This window comes from Desulfonauticus submarinus (assembly GCF_900104045.1).
Taxonomy (GTDB): domain Bacteria; phylum Desulfobacterota; class Desulfovibrionia; order Desulfovibrionales; family Desulfonatronovibrionaceae; genus Desulfonauticus; species Desulfonauticus submarinus.
The window spans coordinates 439,685-457,315 of the sequence record NZ_FNIN01000001.1 but is presented as its reverse complement, the minus strand read 5'-3'; the positions used below and the strand labels follow the sequence as shown (position 1 = coordinate 457,315).

The 17,631-nt window shown below is 30.4% G+C and carries 20 protein-coding genes; 9 read left to right on the top strand and 11 right to left on the bottom strand.

The genetic code is table 11. The features are described 5' to 3' along the window. The first annotated feature begins 3 nt into the window (after nucleotides 1–3). Genes flgA through fliW form a run of 9 tightly spaced genes read left to right on the top strand, consistent with a single transcriptional unit; the run spans nucleotide 4 to nucleotide 8,452 of the window. Nucleotides 4–942, top strand: coding sequence for a flagellar basal body P-ring formation chaperone FlgA (gene flgA, locus BLP60_RS02230; protein ID WP_092062720.1), 939 nt, complete (start codon nucleotides 4–6; stop codon nucleotides 940–942). Nucleotides 943–957: 15 nt separating this feature from the next. Continuing rightward, nucleotides 958–1,689: a flagellar basal body L-ring protein FlgH gene (locus BLP60_RS02225; protein WP_092062717.1), complete on the top strand. Its 732-nt coding sequence runs from the start codon at nucleotides 958–960 to the stop codon at nucleotides 1,687–1,689. 11 nt (nucleotides 1,690–1,700) lie between these two features. After that, nucleotides 1,701–2,789, top strand: coding sequence for a flagellar basal body P-ring protein FlgI (locus BLP60_RS02220; RefSeq protein ID WP_092062714.1), 1,089 nt, complete (start codon nucleotides 1,701–1,703; stop codon nucleotides 2,787–2,789). A gap of 1 nt (nucleotide 2,790) precedes the next feature. Beyond that, on the top strand, nucleotides 2,791–3,702 hold the full coding sequence (locus BLP60_RS02215; RefSeq protein ID WP_092062711.1) for a peptidoglycan DD-metalloendopeptidase family protein: 912 nt from the start codon (nucleotides 2,791–2,793) through the stop codon (nucleotides 3,700–3,702). 27 nt (nucleotides 3,703–3,729) lie between these two features. Then, the gene (gene flgN, locus BLP60_RS02210; RefSeq protein ID WP_092062709.1) at nucleotides 3,730–4,182 is read left to right on the top strand and encodes a flagellar export chaperone FlgN; all 453 of its coding nucleotides are present in this window, start codon (nucleotides 3,730–3,732) and stop codon (nucleotides 4,180–4,182) included. Between the two features lie 2 nt (nucleotides 4,183–4,184). After that, on the top strand, nucleotides 4,185–6,299 hold the full coding sequence (flgK, locus tag BLP60_RS02205) for a flagellar hook-associated protein FlgK (RefSeq protein WP_092062706.1): 2,115 nt from the start codon (nucleotides 4,185–4,187) through the stop codon (nucleotides 6,297–6,299). Nucleotides 6,300–6,308: 9 nt separating this feature from the next. Beyond that, on the top strand, nucleotides 6,309–7,784 hold the full coding sequence (gene flgL / locus BLP60_RS02200) for a flagellar hook-associated protein FlgL (protein WP_092062703.1): 1,476 nt from the start codon (nucleotides 6,309–6,311) through the stop codon (nucleotides 7,782–7,784). Nucleotides 7,785–7,787: 3 nt separating this feature from the next. Beyond that, entirely contained in the window at nucleotides 7,788–8,015 is a 228-nt protein-coding gene (gene csrA, locus BLP60_RS02195; protein ID WP_092062700.1) for a carbon storage regulator CsrA, read from the top strand. Beyond that, nucleotides 8,003–8,452, top strand: a complete 450-nt coding sequence (gene fliW, locus BLP60_RS02190; protein ID WP_092062697.1) for a flagellar assembly protein FliW — start codon at nucleotides 8,003–8,005, stop codon at nucleotides 8,450–8,452. The genes csrA and fliW overlap by 13 nt, the downstream gene beginning before the upstream one ends. Nucleotides 8,453–8,464: 12 nt before the next feature. On the opposite strand, the gene flgM is transcribed toward fliW, so the two are convergent. The 11 genes from flgM to BLP60_RS02135 form a co-directional block, all read right to left on the bottom strand. Further along, a complete protein-coding gene (gene flgM / locus BLP60_RS02185) occupies nucleotides 8,465–8,758 on the bottom strand; it encodes a flagellar biosynthesis anti-sigma factor FlgM (RefSeq protein WP_092062694.1) in 294 nt (97 codons plus the stop codon). A 9-nt stretch (nucleotides 8,759–8,767) separates the two neighbouring features. Continuing rightward, nucleotides 8,768–9,184 (bottom strand): DVU0524 family FlgM-associated protein, encoded by a 417-nt coding sequence (locus BLP60_RS02180; protein WP_092062691.1) that lies wholly within the window; start codon nucleotides 9,182–9,184, stop codon nucleotides 8,768–8,770. A 270-nt stretch (nucleotides 9,185–9,454) separates the two neighbouring features. After that, nucleotides 9,455–10,345 (bottom strand): nuclease-related domain-containing protein, encoded by an 891-nt coding sequence (locus tag BLP60_RS02175; RefSeq protein ID WP_092062688.1) that lies wholly within the window; start codon nucleotides 10,343–10,345, stop codon nucleotides 9,455–9,457. A 1-nt stretch (nucleotide 10,346) separates the two neighbouring features. Further along, nucleotides 10,347–11,141, bottom strand: coding sequence for a pyrroline-5-carboxylate reductase (proC, locus tag BLP60_RS02170; protein WP_092062685.1), 795 nt, complete (start codon nucleotides 11,139–11,141; stop codon nucleotides 10,347–10,349). Between the two features lie 5 nt (nucleotides 11,142–11,146). Next, complete coding sequence (gene ndk / locus BLP60_RS02165) at nucleotides 11,147–11,566, bottom strand: nucleoside-diphosphate kinase (protein ID WP_092062682.1); 420 nt, start codon at nucleotides 11,564–11,566, stop codon at nucleotides 11,147–11,149. Between the two features lie 141 nt (nucleotides 11,567–11,707). Then, a complete protein-coding gene (locus tag BLP60_RS02160) occupies nucleotides 11,708–12,994 on the bottom strand; it encodes a divergent polysaccharide deacetylase family protein (RefSeq protein WP_092062679.1) in 1,287 nt (428 codons plus the stop codon). 66 nt (nucleotides 12,995–13,060) lie between these two features. Beyond that, entirely contained in the window at nucleotides 13,061–14,332 is a 1,272-nt protein-coding gene (locus BLP60_RS02155) for a S41 family peptidase (RefSeq protein ID WP_092062676.1), read from the bottom strand. Nucleotides 14,333–14,343: 11 nt separating this feature from the next. After that, nucleotides 14,344–15,465 (bottom strand): murein hydrolase activator EnvC family protein, encoded by a 1,122-nt coding sequence (locus tag BLP60_RS02150; RefSeq protein ID WP_092062673.1) that lies wholly within the window; start codon nucleotides 15,463–15,465, stop codon nucleotides 14,344–14,346. Then, on the bottom strand, nucleotides 15,444–16,088 hold the full coding sequence (locus BLP60_RS02145; protein ID WP_092062870.1) for an endonuclease III domain-containing protein: 645 nt from the start codon (nucleotides 16,086–16,088) through the stop codon (nucleotides 15,444–15,446). Before BLP60_RS02145 ends, BLP60_RS02150 begins: the two co-directional genes overlap by 22 nt. Then, nucleotides 16,081–16,935, bottom strand: coding sequence for a 50S ribosomal protein L11 methyltransferase (locus BLP60_RS02140; RefSeq protein WP_159427672.1), 855 nt, complete (start codon nucleotides 16,933–16,935; stop codon nucleotides 16,081–16,083). The genes BLP60_RS02145 and BLP60_RS02140 overlap by 8 nt, the downstream gene beginning before the upstream one ends. Continuing rightward, nucleotides 16,925–17,620 carry an amino acid ABC transporter permease gene (locus tag BLP60_RS02135; protein WP_092062667.1) on the bottom strand — a complete coding sequence of 232 codons (696 nt, stop codon included), beginning with the start codon at nucleotides 17,618–17,620 and terminating at the stop codon, nucleotides 16,925–16,927. The genes BLP60_RS02140 and BLP60_RS02135 overlap by 11 nt, the downstream gene beginning before the upstream one ends. Between the last annotated feature and the right edge of the window lie 11 nt (nucleotides 17,621–17,631).

Below are 17,631 nucleotides of genomic sequence, written 5' to 3'. Positions count from 1 at the left end.
AAAATGAAAAAAGTATTGCTTTTAATAAGTATTTTTGTTTTGCAAAGTGCATTTTTGATGGCAGATAATGAGCAATACTTTTTAATAAAAAAATATGTGTGTTCTCTAAATGGCAATTTTTATTTTAGAGATTTTGTTGTTTCCTTTAATAAGAGTTCACAGGAATGGATGAGTTTAAAAGATAAACTTATTTTGTATGTTAAAGATGATAAAAAGTATGTAATAGAGCGGAGAGATATTTATAGTTTATTTAAAAAAGTGCTTGGAAGAAGTGTAAATTCTTGTATTATTCCAGATAAAATAGTTTTAAAAAAAGCAGAAAAGGTATTTTCTCCTAACCAATTGGAAGAAAAGGTTAAGTGTTTCTTTAAACAAAATACAAATCATCTGGATATAACGTTTCGCGATTTTAATTTTAGTCAAGGCATTTTTTTAAATAGAGGAGAAAAATTAAAAATAGAATTAGGGCGAAAATTTCATCCAGGCAGAAATAGTTTTAAGATAAAAATAATTGATACTTTTGGTGTGGTAAAAAAGACTTTTATGGGAAATATTTTTGTAGATGTTTGGAAAGCAGTGCCAGTGATTGCAGTGCCTATACAGCGGCATGAAGCTTTAACTCCAACTAAGATTACATATAAGCGTAAAAATTTGGCGTATATTTCTGGTAAGGTTTGGTCTGGGAAGAATTTTAATTATCGGGTTAAGAAAAGTATGGGAATAGGAGAAGTGATTACTTTAAATAAATTAGAATTACTACCTTTGGTAAGTAAGGGAGAAAGGATAAATTTAGAGTTTAGAGGAAAATATATTCGTTTACAAGGAATAGGTGTTGCTCTTCAAGATGGAATTTTGGGTTCTGAGGTTAAGGTTAAAAATTTAGAAACAGGTAAAATTGTAGAAGGTAAAGTAAAGGGACCAGGTATTGTTCAAGTATTTTAAAAGGAGAAAAAGTATATGCGTATTACAGAGATTGTAATATTACTAGGGGTAATAATATGTTTTAGTTGTGCTCCTCGTCAAAAACAATCAACTCCTGTACCTGCCTTAACACCTCTTCCAGATATTCAAAGTGAACCTACTTATGAAAATCCTGGTAGTTTATTTAGGGAAGAGAGTGCGCATTTTTTATTTGCTGATAATCGAGCCAAACATATAGGTGATATAGTTGTAGTTAATATAGTAGAAAGTGTGAGTGCAAAAAATAAGGCAACTACAAAGTCTCAAAAAAGTTCTTCTATAAATTTAGGAGTTAGTAATTTTTTGGGGCAACAACATATGAGGTTGGTGCCTCTTGGTTCTGCTGTAGGGATAGGGCCTACAATGGGACCTAGAGTGGCAGTAGGCAGTACACCTTTAATTTCTGCTAGTAGTACAAGTAAATTTAATGGTGATGGGGAAACTTCTAGAGAAGCAGAAGTGACAGCTAAAGTTGCTGCAAGAGTTGTAAAAGTACTACCTAATGGGGTTTTACAAATAGAAGGAGCAAGACGTATTCAGGTGAATGGAGAAACTCAAATTATTGTGGTGAGAGGTTTGGCCAGAAGTAGAGATATTGGTCCTGATAATAGCATTTCTTCTAATTATTTGGCCAATGCTCAGATAGAGATTTATGGTCAGGGAATATTAGCTGATAAACAAAAACCAGGATGGTTAACTCGTCTTTTGGATAATATTTGGCCATTTTAGGAGAGTTTTTAATGGTTAAAAAAATAATTCTTGCAGTTTTATATTTATTAATAAGCAGTGTTTCTTTAGCTGTTCGTATTAAAGATATTTCTCAGATAGGAGGAGTGCGTTCTAATCAATTAGTTGGATATGGTTTGGTAGTTGGACTGGCTGGGACAGGAGATAAGAGTAATCCTGAATTTACAATTCAATCCTTAGTAAACATGCTAGAAAATATGGGAGTAAGAGTAGATAAAAGCAGTTTGAAAATAAAAAATGTAGCAGCTGTGATGGTTACTGCTAATATGCCTGTTTCTGCAAAACCAGGTAGTAAATTAGATGTAACGGTATCTTCTATTGGAGATGCTTCTAGTTTATTAGGTGGAGTGCTTTTGCAAACCCCTTTAAAGGGTATTGATGGCAAGGTATACGCGATTGCTCAAGGTCCTTTGGCGGTTGGAGGATTTTCTGCTGGCGGACAAGCAGCTACAGCATCGAAAAATATTTCTACAGTAGCTAGAATCCCAGGTGGAGCTATTGTAGAAAGAAGTGTACCTTTTTCTTTTGCCCAACAAAAAGAACTTACATTAGAGTTATCAATTTTTGATTTTTCAACCACGAACCAAATAGTGAATAAAATTAATAAAAGTTTTCAGGATAATTTGGCGTATGCTCCAGATATTTCTACTATTAAAATAAAAATTCCAAATAAATTCCAACACAACTTGGTACCTTTTATTGCAGCTTTAGAGAATTTGGAAGTTACGCCTGATACACCAGCTAAAATTGTAGTAGATGAAAAAACTGGAACAATAGTATTAGGAGAACATGTTAGTATTTCTCCTGTGGCTATATCTCATGGTAATTTGCATATAGTTGTTCAAGAAGAGCCTCAGGTATCCCAGCCAAATCCTTTATCTCAGGGGCAAACTACAGTGGTTCCTAGAACTAATTTAGGGGTAAAAGAAGAAAAGAAAAATCTTATTTTGCTAAAAGGTGCTACTGTTCAGGAACTAGTAAAAGGGCTTAATGCTATTGGGGCTACACCAAGAGACTTAATTTCAATTTTAAGGACTTTAAAAGCTGCTGGTGCTTTACATGCAGAATTAGAAGTAATTTAAAATGAGTATTAATTATTTTCAAAATTTACAGTTTGTTGCTTTACAAAAATTAGATGATTCTAGCCTAAAAAATAGGCTTGTAAAATTAAAAACTAAAAATGCTAAAGTAGAAAAGTTAAAACAGGCGTGTAATGATTTTGAGGCAATTTTTCTACAAAAGATGTGGGAACAAATGCGTAAAACTGTTCCTAAAGAAGGGTATTTACATAGTAAAGAAGAAGATATGTATCTGAGCTTGTTTGATCAAGAATTAGGCAAAGTGTTAGCTAAGAGTGGAGGAATAGGTTTAGCAAATTTAATGTTTGAGCAGTTAAAAGAAAAACTAGATCAACAAGAAGATAAAGTAGAAAATAAAGTACACATAAAACAAGGCGATAATAGTCTTTCTTCTTTAGACAATAAGATAGAAAGACTTGCTAAAAAAATAGAACTTAAACATCAACCAGGTAAAGGCGGTATTCCTCGACTTGGTGGCATTAAAAAAATTTCTTTTCTTGATTTAAAAGAAGATAATTTTATTTGGCCTGTAAACGGTAGAATTAGCTCAGGTTTTGGGTGGAGATTGGATCCTTTTACGGCCACTCGTGCATGGCACAGTGGAGTAGATATTGCTGTACCAATAGGAACAGAGGTTAGAGCTTGTATGTCTGGAAAAGTTGTGTTTGCAGGGGAAAAATCTGGATATGGTAATTTAGTAATTATAAAACATAAAAATGGTATAGCAAGTTACTATGCTCATAATTCTAAGTTGTTAGTGGAAAAAGGGCAGTTTGTTCGTTTTGGTCAAAAAATTGCTTTATCTGGAGATAGTGGAAGATCTACTGGTCCTCATTTGCATTTTGAACTTAGAAATGGGGATATAGCTTTAAACCCTTTGAAATTTAAAACTTTTTTACTAGCTAAAAAGGAATAATCACATAAAAATTTGGAGGAATAGGCCATGTTAAAAGAGAAGCTGTATAGGATAAGGCAGGCCTTAAATTTATTGTTAGAAATGTTAGAGGAAGAATTTTCCTGTTTAAAAAATAGAAAAATGGATAAAATTGCCGATTTAGAGGTATGTATTCAGGGATTGTTGGAGCAATTAAATCGAGAAAAACAAGAATTTATAATAATTGCTAGAAAAAAAGGTTTTGATTCTGTTTTTAAATTTTTTAATAACCTTGGCCAAATAGATAAATATTCTGTTTTGCTTACTGATATTAAACAAAAAGAGCAGAAAATAAAGATATTAAGTGCTAAAAATAACGCCTTAGCTGTTGCTTTAGCTAATCAAACGGCTAATATGCTTAATTTTTTACAAACTAAAATAAAGGAAAGTAATCCAGAAAATCCTGTTTATACAAATGGGGGAAAACTTGTGGGACGACCAAATATTAATCTGAGAGGATAAGAATGCCTGGAATCAATTCAATTTTAGATATAGGCAGACAAGCATTATTTGCTCATCAATCTGCAATTGAGGTTATAGGCAATAATATAGCAAATGCCAATACCCCTGGATATAGACGACAAGAAGTGCGTCTAGAAGAAGCTATGGCTATAGATTTTTATCCTGGCCAACTAGGAACAGGGGTAAAAGCTAAAGAAGTTTTTAGACATTTTGATGCATTTATAGAAGAACAGTATAATACAAGAGCTTCTTTGAGAGAACTTTATGATAAACTACACGAGGCACTACAAAATGTAGAGATTTTATTTAAAGAAGGAGAAGATGGAGGTATTAATAAAGCTTTAGCTAAATTTTTTAGTGATTGGCAAGAGTTGAGTCAAAGACCAGAAGATACCAGTACAAGAGCAGCTCTTCTTGGAGATACGCAAAACTTATTAAATGCAATTCATCTTACTTCAGATGATTTAAATAAACTGCAACAACAAATGGATGATTTTATAGAACAAGATGTTGATAGAGTAAATGAAATTTTAAAAGAAATAGCAAGTATAAATGGTAAAATTACAGTTCATGAAGAACCAGGTAAGAATAATGCTAATGAACTTAGAGATAAAAGAGATGCGCTTGTTAGAGAGTTAGCAGAAAAGTTAGATATTAATTATATTGATAATGGTCTTGGAAGAGTAATTATTACAACCAAAGCAGGCCATACTTTAGTTGATGGTACAAGCTATTTTGAAATAAAATTTGAGTCTCCAAAGGTGCTTACTTCTTTAGTCCCTGGCTCAACTTTTACTGATAGCATTTATTATGAAGGGAGTTCAGATTATGAATATACGGTAAAAGTTGTCACTGCTGGAGCTGCTAATGGAACTGCACAATTTAAAGTTTCTATTGATGGAGGAAAAACTTTTTTAAAAGATGAAGATGGGAACGATATTGTTTATACAGCAGATAGTTATGCGAATAGAATAACCTTACCTAATGGAGATATTACTATTTGGTTTGGCGATTCTAGTAATAGTCAAAACCCTGCTACTAGTAATTTGAGTGTTGGCGATACCTTTACAATTATTCCTAAAAAAGGATTGTATTGGTATGAAAATTCTTCTAGTTTTATGAACATAACTCCTCAGGTAATGCCAGATGGCTCATTTAATACTAGAAGAGTTCAAGGAGGAAGTTTAGGTGGGTATTTTTCTTTTAGAGATTCTTATGTAGGTAAATACAAAGAAAAATTAGATGCTTTTGCTAAGGCAATTGTATGGGAAGTAAATAGAATACATTCTCAGGGTGCTGGATTAGATAAATATACTTATGCTAATGGAACATATGGAGTAACTAATACGAGTATTGCTTTAGGAAATTATGCCTCAGGACTTAGTTTTGGTAATAAACTGCAAGAGGGCAATTTATCTTTATTTGTATATGATAATTCTGGTAATTTAGTTGCAAATGGTCCTTTGGATTTTGATAATGCCACTGCAGGAATTCAAAATTTTGATCCTAATAATCATTCTTTAGAGGATGTGAGAGATGCGATTAATAATACTTTTGGTACTTATATCTCAGCGAGTATTGTAGATAATAAGTTGGTATTACAAGCAAATACAAATTATTCTTTTGTTTTTGGTGAGGATACATCTGGTTTGTTATCTGCCTTAGGAATAAATACTTATTTCCAAGGAAATGGGGCAAATGATATTGCTTTAAATGATTTTATACGAAATAATATTTCTTATATAAATGCAGGTCATGTAAATGGAGCAGGAGAAGTAAATTATGGAGATAATTATATTGCCTTACAGATTGCAGAACTAGCACATAAAAATGTTGATATATATACTACAATAGAAGGAACTACTTCTCAGACTTTGCAGGAATATTATAATAGTTTGGTAGGAAATGTAGGGGCAGATACAGAAATGAGTGAATTTAATTATAATTATAATAAAACCTTAGCTGATGACTTAAATAGCAGACAAGAAGAGGTTTCTGGTGTTAATATGGATGAGGAAATGACAAATTTAATTAAATTTCAAAATTCTTATGCTGCAGCTGCAAAGTTGATTAATGTAGCTAATGAAATGGTTCAAACACTTATTAGTTTAAGGTAGGAAAGAATTATGAGAGTTTCACAAAGAGACCTTTTTACAACTTTTATTAATCAATTTCATTATTCTACTTCCAAATTAGTAGAATTAAATAAAAAAGCAGCTAGCCAAAAACAGGTAAATAAACCTTCAGATAATCCAATAGGTATGACTAGAATACTTGATTATAGAGATTCCATTGCAGCTCTTGCTCAATATAAAAAAAATATTGATACAGCTAAGGGTTGGCTAAATTTAAGCGATGAAACTTTAATGCAGGTTAATAATATACTTATTAGGTTAAAAGAGATATCAGAACAAGGGGCTACAGGCACTCTTACAAAAGAACAACGGCAGGGATTAGCGTATGAAGCTAGGCAGTTGTTTAGTCAATTAGTTAATCTTTCAAATACAGAATATGAAGGCAAGTCTATTTTTGCTGGTCATAAAGTAAATGAAGATGCTTTTGTGGAAGGATTGTGGCTTACCTCTAATAAAAATGATAATGTAGATGGCTTTATAAATTCTATAAGTGGAAATTCATCTAAAACAGTGTTGGTTCAATTTTTAACCGATGGAGTTATAGGAACAAATGCAATTAATTATAGATATTCTGAAGATGGAGGAGATACTTGGCAAACAGGAACTATAGCGGCAGGAAGCACTACGTTAAACTTAGGTGATATACAAGTGGATTTTACAGCAGGTTATACTGTACAAGCTAACTCGTTGACTGATTATAATGATGATTCTGGAACGTGGCTTTGGGTTAGGCCTACAGCAATTTACCAAGGAGATGTTGAAGAAGATAAAGTAGTGGACTTATATGCTCAAAATACTGCTTTAACTGCTCAAGCTTATGGGAATTTTGATAAAAATTTAAATATAAGAATAGATGACATAACAGGGACTACTATAACATATTCTTATTCTACAGATGGAGGAAATAATTGGACTACAGGAAATACTACAGATAACACAACCTTTCTTGTTCCTGGCGGAAGAGTAGAGGTTAATAGTCAAGCTAACCTTACGGTTGGAGATCAGTTAATTGTACGGCCTGAAATGGCTAAAATAGAAGTTGAAATTTCTGCTAGTGAAAAGGTTCAGATTAATCATGTGGGGAAAGATATCTTTGGTGGTATTTACCAAAATGAAGTAGTTTTTAGTGGAGCAGGGAAAAATGTATTTGAAACTGTAGGAAAACTAGTTGGTTTTTTAGAAACTAATAACCAATCTGGCATTCAAGAGGCACTTGAAAATCTTAATGACAGTTTAAATCATATTTCTAACCAATTAGCTTCTATTGGGGCAAGGGAAAATAGATTAGAAGTAGCAGGTAATATATTATCTGGGCTTTCTATAAATGAAAAAGAGAGATTGAGTAAAATAGAAGATGCTGATGTGGCAGAATTAATGACTCAACTTGCAAATCAGCAAATCATTTATGAGGCTGTTTTAAAATCTTCTTCAATGATTATGAGAATGAGTTTAGTAAATTATATTTAAATTATGCTTATTTTATCAAGAAAAATTGGAGAAAGTCTTCATATTGGGGATAATATTAAGATAACTGTTTTAGAATGTAGAGGAAAAACAGTTAAATTAGGAATCGAAGTCCCTGACGATGTTACTGTATTTAGAGAAGAAGTATATAAGCGTATTTTAGAGGAAAATAAGAAATCATTGTTAATAGATAAGGATGATTTTTATAAGGTAATAAGATTATGGGACAAATAGAAGTAAGTTCTAGATTAGGAAAGATAATTATAGATAAATCTAAAATTATCTATTTCCCTAGGGGATTAATAGGTTTTGAGGGATACCATTATTTTGTTTTGCTACAAATAAAGGATAAATCTCCTTTTTTATTATTACAGAGTACTGAAAATAGTAGACTAGGACTTATTGTAGCAGATCCATTTGTATTTGTTCCTCATTTTAGATTTTCTTTAAATAAAATAGAAGAAAAGGTTTTAAGAATTAGTGGAAGAGATGAAATTTCTGTTTTAGCAACAGTAAATATTCCTGCTGGAAAACCAGAAAATACTACTTTAAACCTTAGTGGACCAATTGTAATAAATAATAAAAGTAAAAGAGGATTACAACTTGCTGTTATAGAGGCTGGGTTGCCTTCTCATGTGGTTATTAGTGAATTTGTTCAGGAAAGAACATGAGAGAAAAAATGGTTAATCCCAAAGTTGGTGGTCTTCTTCTAATATTTTTTGGGCGATCTTTTGAGGATCTGGGTGGTATTGGCCTGTATGGATTTGTTCTTTAAGCTTTTCTATTTTGGCTATTCTTACTTCAGGTGCATTTTTGGCTTCTTTTAAAATAGTAGCAAATAATTTCGCTTTTGGAGAAATAGAGATGGTGTCGTTTTTTTGACTTTTTAACTTTTGTAAAGTCTCTTTTTTTTGTTTTTCTTTTATTTCTTCTTGTCTATAATTATCTATTTTATCTAACAAATTTTTTATTTGCATTTTTAACTCCTAGATCATAGTTTCATTAACTTTTTTTATAGTTATTTCCCAGAGTTTCTGCAAGATTTGTTCCCTCTCTTTAGGTAAAAGTTCTACTGGGCCATTTTTTTCTTCTTTTAAAATATGAATATCATCTCCATTTGGAGGAGGATATTTAAAAATAAATTTTTGATTCATCTTTTTTTCTAAATCGGCTTTTATTTCTAAAACTATAGGGTGGTTGTTTTCTGAAGTTAGTAAATTTTCTATAATTTCTCTGGCAATTTGTTCTATCATCTGGCGTCGTTTTGCTTCTGGAGATACTTCCACTATATCATGACCTGCCTGACGCAAAAGTCGTCTTAATCTTGCTATTCTACGTCCATGATTAAGTTCTTTAATGTATTCGCTTAAGACGTTTTTGGTCAAATATGGACTTATGGTCATAAATCACCTCATCTGTCTTTCTTATCGACATGTTTTTTAATTTCTTTAGGCTGGAAATAAAAAAATATACAAAATTTTTTCAAAAAGTAACTTTTAAGTAATAAATATTTGCTAGAGAAATATTTGGAGGGATAATGAAATGGCGTATTTAAAAAAAATTTTAGAATTTTTTATTTTACTTATAGGCTTAGGTTGTATTTTTTATGAAATATTAAATATTAGCACTTGTTTAGCTTTGAAGTCTATTTTGTGGTTTTGATATGTATATAGTTAGTGTTTTTTATAATATCGTTGACAAGCTAAACAATAAGCTTTTCCTTTAAAGATTTCTTTATTATTCCAGCAAAAAAATGCTTCTTTTTCCGAAATGTCACACTTACATCTAGCACAAAAATATTTCTTATTTTTTGGATTATCTGTGTTTTTAGTTAATTTTATATTAAATTTTTTAAACCAATTTATATTTATTGGAGAATGAAAGGAAACTAATTTTTTAGCAAATTTTTCTATATCAGAAAGAGTGTGTGTTTTTAGAGCCAATCCTAGACATTCTATTGTAGATTGTTTATCAATTTGTTTATCTATTATCGCTTCTAATGTATCTGCTTTTATTATTGTACTAGTATCAAATAATTTTTTAGGAGGACGTTTGATTGTAGAATTAGGAGAAATTAAGATATAACTAAAGAACCTAGGTTTTATTTTTACTCCAGCACGTCTAGGTAATAAATCATAGGAATCAATAAAATCTGCTAAAAGTTTAATATGTCTCTTATTTTGTTCAATAGGAGATGGGATACCAATAGATTTATTTTTATAAAAAACTTCAAATTCTCCATTGTCTGTAATTTTTATCCCATATTTATAAAATTTAGACTCTAAAACATAAATATCGAAAAATCTATTTATAAGAATATGATCTATTTGGGCTACTTTGCCTTTTAATTCTAGTCTTAAATCATGAATAACTATCCAGTTTTTAGAATTTTCATAATAAAAGTTAATATAGTATGCTGCTTCATCTTCTGTTTTTAATCCTTTTTCTAGGATTAGAATCTGTTTTTTTATACTGCTGCGTTGTTCTTCTGTTAAGTTATATTTTAGTAATTGTCTTAAAAGCTTTAAATCTTTTTCTTTTGAGTCTCTACTTTTTATTAACATATTATAACTCTTTGCTTCGCTTATAACTAGCTATTATTCCCTCTATAATCGCTTTTTTTAGGCCATTAAATTCCATTGAATTTAATCCATAAACTGTTGTCCCTCCAGGAGAAGTAACCATGTCTTTAAGTTCTGATAGGTGTTTATTTGAGAGATAACTAGTTAATTCTAAAGAACCTTCAAACAGTTTAATAATCATTTCTTTACTTTGTTCTGCAGTAAACCCAAGAGTAACACCAGCTTGAATAAAGCTTTCTAAAATTAAAAATACAAAAGCAGGGCCAGAGCCAATAAGTGCGGTAAAAGCATCAAAATAATTTTCTGATAAAATATAGCTTGTTCCTAAGTGAGAAAACAAATCAAAAATAAAGTTTTTTTGTGTTTTATTAAGATTGGGATCGTCAAAACAAAGAGCAAATACTCCTTTACCTACAAGGGCAGGAGTATTTGGCATTACTCTAATGCAAGCACATTTTTTTTCACAAGATTGTATTAAGGTATTTAGGTTTACTCCAGCAGCAATAGAAATAATACACTTTTGAGCACGAAGTTTTGGTTTTATCTCTTGAATTATAGAGCTTACTAAGTAAGGTTTAACTGCTAAAATGATATAATCTGTCTTTTCTGCTAATTCTAAAGTATTTGTACAGATATTTATTTTAGAAGAACACGATAAATTTTTTATTTTTTTTATATCTATATCATAAGCATATAATTCTATTTTATTTAAGGGGGAAAGCCCTTTTAACATTGCTCCCCCCATATTTCCTGTGCCAATAAAACCAATTTTGGTCATTTTATTTATCCTACTATTTCTAGTTCATTAAAAAAATAAGCTATTTCAGTTTTAGCATTTTCTATGCTATCGGAGCCATGAACAGAATTTTTTTCAATATCTAAAGCAAATTTTTTGCGAATAGTTCCTTCTTCTGCATTTTCAGGGTTAGTGGCTCCCATAAGTTTACGATAGTTTTCTATTGCATTTTCGCCTTCTAGTACAGATACAACAATTGGACCTGAGGACATAAAATCTGTTAAACTATCAAAAAAAGGTTTATCTTGATGTACTTTATAAAAACCTTCAGCTTGTTTTTTGGTTAAATATAGCATTTTGAGAGCCACAATTTTTAGTCCTGCTTTTTGAATCATGGTTAAGATTTCGCCAACTAGATTCCTTTGCACTGCATCTGGTTTGATAATAGATAAAGTTCTTTCTACCATTTATAACCTCCAAGAATTTGAATTGATCTGTTTTATTTATAAATAGAATGTCAAAGACGCAAGAAAAATTTATCCTGCATATGTTTAACTTTTCCCCCAATTTATAATATTAAACAGTTGGATTTTAGAATAAATTTTAAACTAAAAGGTATGGATAGAAGTTAATTTTTTTACTTTAATTAATTGAATGTGAGAATTTTTTGTATTTTTCCAGGCAGAAAGGGTAGAAATGGTGACAGGATAAGGATGTCCAATTGCTATAACAAAACCTTTTTTTAAGGCAATTGCTTCAGCTTTGTGAAGTTGAAATAAAATAGCTTTTTCATCTTGAACATTATCTAAAAAAATATCTCGTCTCAAATAAGCTATATTTAACTCTCGAGCAAGTTTTCGACTAACACTTTTGGGAGTAGTAAGACTATCTAAAAAGAACAAATTTCTTTTTTTTATTTCTTTAAAAATTATTTTCATTCCTTGGTTAAAGGCTGTAAACCTTGATCCCATATGGTTATTTACTCCCACTGCATTTGGAACTAAATTTAGATCTTGTAAAAAAGTGATTTGTAAATCTTGGGGAGACATGTTTACAAATAATGCTCCAGGTCCAGGATTAGCTGAAATTGGATAGCCTTCGGGTTCCATAGGTAAATGAAGCATTACATCTTGTTCCTTTAACATAGCAAGATGAGATATTTTAGAAGTATATGGAGCATATGGTAAAAGAGATAAAGTTATATTTAGATCTAAGTTTAATAGTTGGGTAGCTTTTTTTATGCTTCTACCGATATCGTCTATAATTAATGCCATTTTAGCTTTTTTAGTTGGGATTATTTTTTTTGTTTTTAAAACTATCCTGTGCGTTAGGATACCATTGATTAAAAGGTAATATATTGAAGAATCCATTTTTTTGATAGAAGCAAATGGAGCAACTAGTTTTAAATCTTTCTTAAAATTATTTATAAATTTTTGAGCATTAGGTACATATAGTATTATTTCTTGGAATTTATATGGATTGTTATGGATATATCTTAATTTAGATTTATGCGATATAATTCTAACTTTTTTTTGATTTGTTTGATATAGGTTTTGAATTAATAATAAATCAACTTTATTAATTTTTATATTGAACTCATTTTCTTTTCTTTGCTCTTCTTCATATTGTTGATAAGAATGTTTTTTATTTTTATTGCTTTGTATTTTTAGATGTTTTTTCTTAATTTTAGTATGACTGGCATTTATAGACTTAATTTGTTTCGGGGTTGGCGTTTTTGTTAAAGATAATCTTGTGAAAATAAAATATGCTCCTAAAGCAGATAGGCCGGCTATTAAGATTAGGATAAAGAGTAAAGGAGAAAAAGAAATTTGTTGTTTTTTCTTTTTTCGAGTTTTTGTTGTTTTTTTTCTTTTTTTAGTAGTTTTTTTAGGCATAGCAAGAACTAAAAAATTAGGGGCAGATTTAATCTGCCCCTAATTTTTTGTTAAATTTTATTTTTTTTATTCACTTGCATAGTTTAATTTTTTTAAAAGAGGCATCTTTTTTACTACTTCTAAAGCAATTTTTAATTGGTTATCCTTGGAAAGCATTTTTTGGGCTTCTTTTGTTTCTTTTGTTATTTTAGAGTGTTTATTTTTTTCTGGATTATCTAAATGTTTGGATAGATCTTTTTCTCGTAAAACATGTTCTTTTTCTTTTGGTATAGGTTGAAAAGGGATTTCTAAGTCTGGTTCTATGCCATAAGCCTGAATAGAACGTCCAGAAGGGGTATAATAAAGAGCAATAGTTAGTTTAATTGCAGATCCATCTGATAAAGGAATTATTGTTTGAACTGACCCTTTACCAAAGGTTTTTTCGCCAATTAATAAAGCTCTTTTTTGATCTTTTAAAGCTCCTGCTACTATTTCAGATGCAGAAGCAGATCCTGCATTCACTAATACTACCATTGGACAGAGAATGTCAGTTTTTTGTTTTTTGGCTTTATATTCTGATCTGGTAGTTTTATCTCTCCCTTGAGTGTAAACAATCAGGCCTTTAGACAAAAAGATGTCCGATACTTTTATAGCTTGGTCTAATAATCCGCCTGGATTGTTGCGCAAATCTAAAATAAGACCTTTTAAATGTTTGCGATATTTTTTTATATTCTTCAAAATTTCTTTTGAAGTTGTGGCTTTAAAGTCTGTAATTCTAAGGTATATATATCCTGGTTCTAGTTCTACAATTTTGACTGTATGGATAGGGATTGTATCTCTTATAATGGTAATTTTTTGAGGTTTTTCTGCATCTTTATGTAAAATTAATAGTTCTACAGGTTTTCCTTTAGGTCCTCTAATTCTTTTTACTGCATCCATTAAAGTCATGCCTTGAGTTGACTCTCCATCTATAGCTAGAATTATATCTCCTGCTTTTAAACCTGCTTTATAAGCTGGAGTTCCTTCAATAGGAGAAATAACTGTGAGTCGTTTGTTTTTCATTCCTATTTGGATTCCAATTCCACTAAATTTACCAGAAAAGTCTTCTTGCATAGCTTTTAATTCTTCTGGATCAATATAGGCAGAATGGGGGTCTAAAGAACTTAACATTCCTTTAATAGCACCTTTTAAAAGTTCTTTTTCTGTTTTTGGCTTGACATAGTGCTGCTCTATAATACTTAGTACTTGGCTAAATTGTTTTAATGCCTGATAATCATTTGTAGATTTGGCCAATGAATCATGGGGAACAAAAAGTAATAAACCTAAGATCATAAAAAAAGTAGTTATATGGTTTAACATAATAATGCCTCCTAAAATTTGCTTAACCAGAAAATAGGATTAACTGGTTTTTGTTTAAAACGCAATTCAAAGTATAAACCATAATTTTTTAATTTAGGATAATATCCACATAGTCCAATTACTTCGCCTTTTTCTACATTTTGTCCTATTTTTACAAAGCTTTTGGATAAAAAGGCATATAAAGAATAATATCCTTGACCGTGAGATAAAATAATTACCTCTCCAAATCCCCTTAGCACATCATTGTGCACTACTTTTCCCCAGAATATAGCTTTAATAGGAGAATTTTTAGGAAGCCTTAGACCTATTCCTCTGCACGGAGGATGTTTTTTTAAATTAAATTTGACCTTAAGTTTTCCTTTTGCTGGCCAAGGTAAATGGCCCTTTGCTTTAGAAAATTTGCGATTTGTTAAAATAAGGAGTTTATAATTTAAACTTTCTACAGTATGTAAAATTTGTTGTAAATTTTCTTCTTCTTTTAACTTAACTAATCTAGTTTCTTGAATTTTTTTTAGAAAAAATAGCTTCTTTTCTAGTAAACTATCTTTTACTAAGTTTATTTGTTTTAATTGTTTTTTTCTTTCTTCTATTAATTTTTGTAATTCTATCAATTGAGATGATATTTTTTGACACTCAAGGGAAAATTCTTTGTAAATTTTGCTAACTTTATCTAATAATATATTCATTAATTTTATTTTTAATTGCCATCTTTCTTCATTTTTAGTGTCAAAGATATTTAAAGTTTTATTTTGTAGATATATTGGCCAGATTTTATCTAAAATATTTTTTAAGTCTTTTTTTAATTTTTCTTTTCTTTTACTTGTTATCTGATAGTTCTTTAAAAGATAAGCTTCTTTTCTTTTTATAAGAGAAAGTTTTTCTTCTTCTTTTTGTAACTTTTGTGTTATTTTTACAATTTCATTATCAACTTTAGTTAATTGTTTAATTATTTTTTTTTCTTTGCTAGATAGTTTCTTTAGAAAAGATTTTTTATTTTTTATTTGGATTTTATAACTTTTTAATTCAGATTGTATTTTTTTTAGAGAAGCAAGAGAAACTTGTGTATTAATTTTAAAAAGGAATAGACAAATAATAAAAAAGACAAGTAACTTTAGATATTGTTTAGGGGACATTCTTCGCACCTAGGTTTATTTTTAAGGCACCACTTTTTACAGGCTCTAACAATGAGTGCATGATATTCATTGAATAATTGGACATTAGGATCAAGATTATCCATAAATAAGTCTTGGATTTCTTGGTATGAAGTTTCTTCAGGTACTAGGCCATGACGAGAAAACATTCGTTTAGTATAGACATCTACTACAAAAATAGGTTTATCTAAAGCATAGAGGAGAATACTATCTGCTGTTTCAGGCCCAATACCAGAAACAGAAAGTAATTTTTCTCTAAGTTCTTTTAAAGGATATATTTTTAAATTAGTGATTTTTAAGTTTGCTTCTTTTTTTAAAAAATGTAGGAAATTTTTTAGCCGTTTTGTTTTTAAGCGAAAAAATCCTGCTGGTTTTATATAAAAGGCAAGCTTTTCTTCTGGCAAAGAGAATAATTTTTGTTCATTTAAAAGATTTGCTTGTTTTAGATTATGAATTGCCTTTTCTACGTTGTTCCAGTTTGTGTTTTGAGTAAGAATTGCACCTACTGCTATTTCAAAAGGCGACTCTCCTGGCCACCAATGACTTGGTCCAAGAGCTGAGAATAGTTTAGTATATATTAGTTTTAAAACGTCTTTTTTATTCATTTTGGAAGTGCAAAGCAATCCATTCTTGGTGAGTGAGTTTATTTTTTAGTTTTAATCCCACTTTTTCATAGCAAGAAATAACTTTGGGAGATTGCTCTATTAATATTCCTGATAAGATCAGATGAGCGTTAGGGCAGAGATGTTTTTTTATATTTTCTCTCATTTGTATAAGTGGGTTTGCCAAAATATTTGCTATGATTAAAGAAAAATTACTGTTTATATCTTCAATAGATCCTTTTTGTACTGTAAAGAAATCGTTAATTTGGTTTAAAGTGATATTATATTTGGCGTTTTGGATAGCATGACTGTCTATATCAACTCCTATTCCTTTTAAACCAAGTTTAGCACAAGCTATTCCTAAAATGCCAGAACCTGTACCCAAATCTAAAAAATAGTCTTTATGAGGATCAAAATATTGTTTTAATGTACAAAGCATTTTTAAACAAAGAAAAGTTGTTGCGTGATGTCCTGTACCAAAAGCCATTTCAGGGTAAATATAGATAGGTATAAGGGCAGGATCTATTTTTTTTTGTTCCCATGAAGGCAAGATGACAAACATATTATTTACATTTATTGGTGTAAAAAATTGTTTCCAACTTTCTAGCCAGTTTTGGGATTTTAATAGGTAGGTAGAAACTTGTATGTTTGGAATTTTATTTTTTAAAATAGAGATAGTATCGTTTGCTTCTTTAAAAGTGTTAAAAACAACTTTTATTTGAATATTATCTCTATCAATAGAGCAACTTTCCCATCCCCAAGGCGCAAGTAAATAAAGATATCCTTCTACAATTTCTTGTAAAGAAGAGGGTATTTTTATTTCTACTCCATATAGTTTTTTATCTTCCACGGGCTTGATACCTAGCAAGATGTTTTTCTAATCTACGACTGATAGATGTTAAAACATAACATACAATAAAATAAAGTATTGCAATTGTTAAAAATATTTCTGTAGGAGCTACTAAAGTTCTATTATTTACTTGGGTCGCAGCTCTGGTTAATTCATTAACACCAATTATGTAAGCCAAGGAAGTATCTTTAGTAAGACTTACAAACTGATCTACAAATGATGGAATCATATTTCTTAAAGCTTGCGGAAGAATAATATAGCGCATTGCTTGGAAATGATTTAGTCCTGTTCCTCTAGCTGCTTCCATTTGGCCTTTAGGTAAACTTTGGACCCCAGCTCTAACAATTTCAGCAATATAGGCGCTAGTAAATACTATGAAGCTAATGAGGGCACTACTTGCTTCTGGCAAAGTATGTCCTAGTAAAATAGGAGCAAGAAAATAAAACCAAAATATGACCATTAATAGAGGAGTTCCTCTTACAATTTCTATGTAGACAAGGGAAGGATATTTAAGCCAAGGTTTTTTGGATAAACGCATCAATCCTATTATTAATCCTAACCAAAATGCACCAAAAATACCGCCTAGTGCTAAAAGAATACTCATAGCAAGGCCACCAAGAGGACCTTCTGGATAGGCTCCTACAAGAAAATAACCAAAATTATTCCAAACAATATCCCAATGCACAGGTTCACCTC

What these genes read in the sequence shown, in the direction of transcription:
- fliW (WP_092062697.1), top strand. Translation starts at nt 8,003, where the DNA reads ATGGGACAAATAGAAGTAAGTTCTAGATTAGGAAAGATAATTATAGAT.
- BLP60_RS02225 (WP_092062717.1), top strand. Translation starts at nt 958, where the DNA reads ATGCGTATTACAGAGATTGTAATATTACTAGGGGTAATAATATGTTTT.
- ndk (WP_092062682.1), bottom strand. Translation starts at nt 11,566, where the DNA reads ATGGTAGAAAGAACTTTATCTATTATCAAACCAGATGCAGTGCAAAGG.
- flgA (WP_092062720.1), top strand. Translation starts at nt 4, where the DNA reads ATGAAAAAAGTATTGCTTTTAATAAGTATTTTTGTTTTGCAAAGTGCA.
- BLP60_RS02215 (WP_092062711.1), top strand. Translation starts at nt 2,791, where the DNA reads ATGAGTATTAATTATTTTCAAAATTTACAGTTTGTTGCTTTACAAAAA.
- flgN (WP_092062709.1), top strand. Translation starts at nt 3,730, where the DNA reads ATGTTAAAAGAGAAGCTGTATAGGATAAGGCAGGCCTTAAATTTATTG.
- BLP60_RS02180 (WP_092062691.1), bottom strand. Translation starts at nt 9,184, where the DNA reads ATGACCATAAGTCCATATTTGACCAAAAACGTCTTAAGCGAATACATT.
- BLP60_RS02150 (WP_092062673.1), bottom strand. Translation starts at nt 15,465, where the DNA reads ATGTCCCCTAAACAATATCTAAAGTTACTTGTCTTTTTTATTATTTGT.
- flgL (WP_092062703.1), top strand. Translation starts at nt 6,309, where the DNA reads ATGAGAGTTTCACAAAGAGACCTTTTTACAACTTTTATTAATCAATTT.
- flgM (WP_092062694.1), bottom strand. Translation starts at nt 8,758, where the DNA reads ATGCAAATAAAAAATTTGTTAGATAAAATAGATAATTATAGACAAGAA.
- proC (WP_092062685.1), bottom strand. Translation starts at nt 11,141, where the DNA reads ATGACCAAAATTGGTTTTATTGGCACAGGAAATATGGGGGGAGCAATG.
- BLP60_RS02160 (WP_092062679.1), bottom strand. Translation starts at nt 12,994, where the DNA reads ATGCCTAAAAAAACTACTAAAAAAAGAAAAAAAACAACAAAAACTCGA.
- BLP60_RS02145 (WP_092062870.1), bottom strand. Translation starts at nt 16,088, where the DNA reads ATGAATAAAAAAGACGTTTTAAAACTAATATATACTAAACTATTCTCA.
- BLP60_RS02220 (WP_092062714.1), top strand. Translation starts at nt 1,701, where the DNA reads ATGGTTAAAAAAATAATTCTTGCAGTTTTATATTTATTAATAAGCAGT.
- flgK (WP_092062706.1), top strand. Translation starts at nt 4,185, where the DNA reads ATGCCTGGAATCAATTCAATTTTAGATATAGGCAGACAAGCATTATTT.
- csrA (WP_092062700.1), top strand. Translation starts at nt 7,788, where the DNA reads ATGCTTATTTTATCAAGAAAAATTGGAGAAAGTCTTCATATTGGGGAT.
- BLP60_RS02175 (WP_092062688.1), bottom strand. Translation starts at nt 10,345, where the DNA reads ATGTTAATAAAAAGTAGAGACTCAAAAGAAAAAGATTTAAAGCTTTTA.
- BLP60_RS02155 (WP_092062676.1), bottom strand. Translation starts at nt 14,332, where the DNA reads ATGTTAAACCATATAACTACTTTTTTTATGATCTTAGGTTTATTACTT.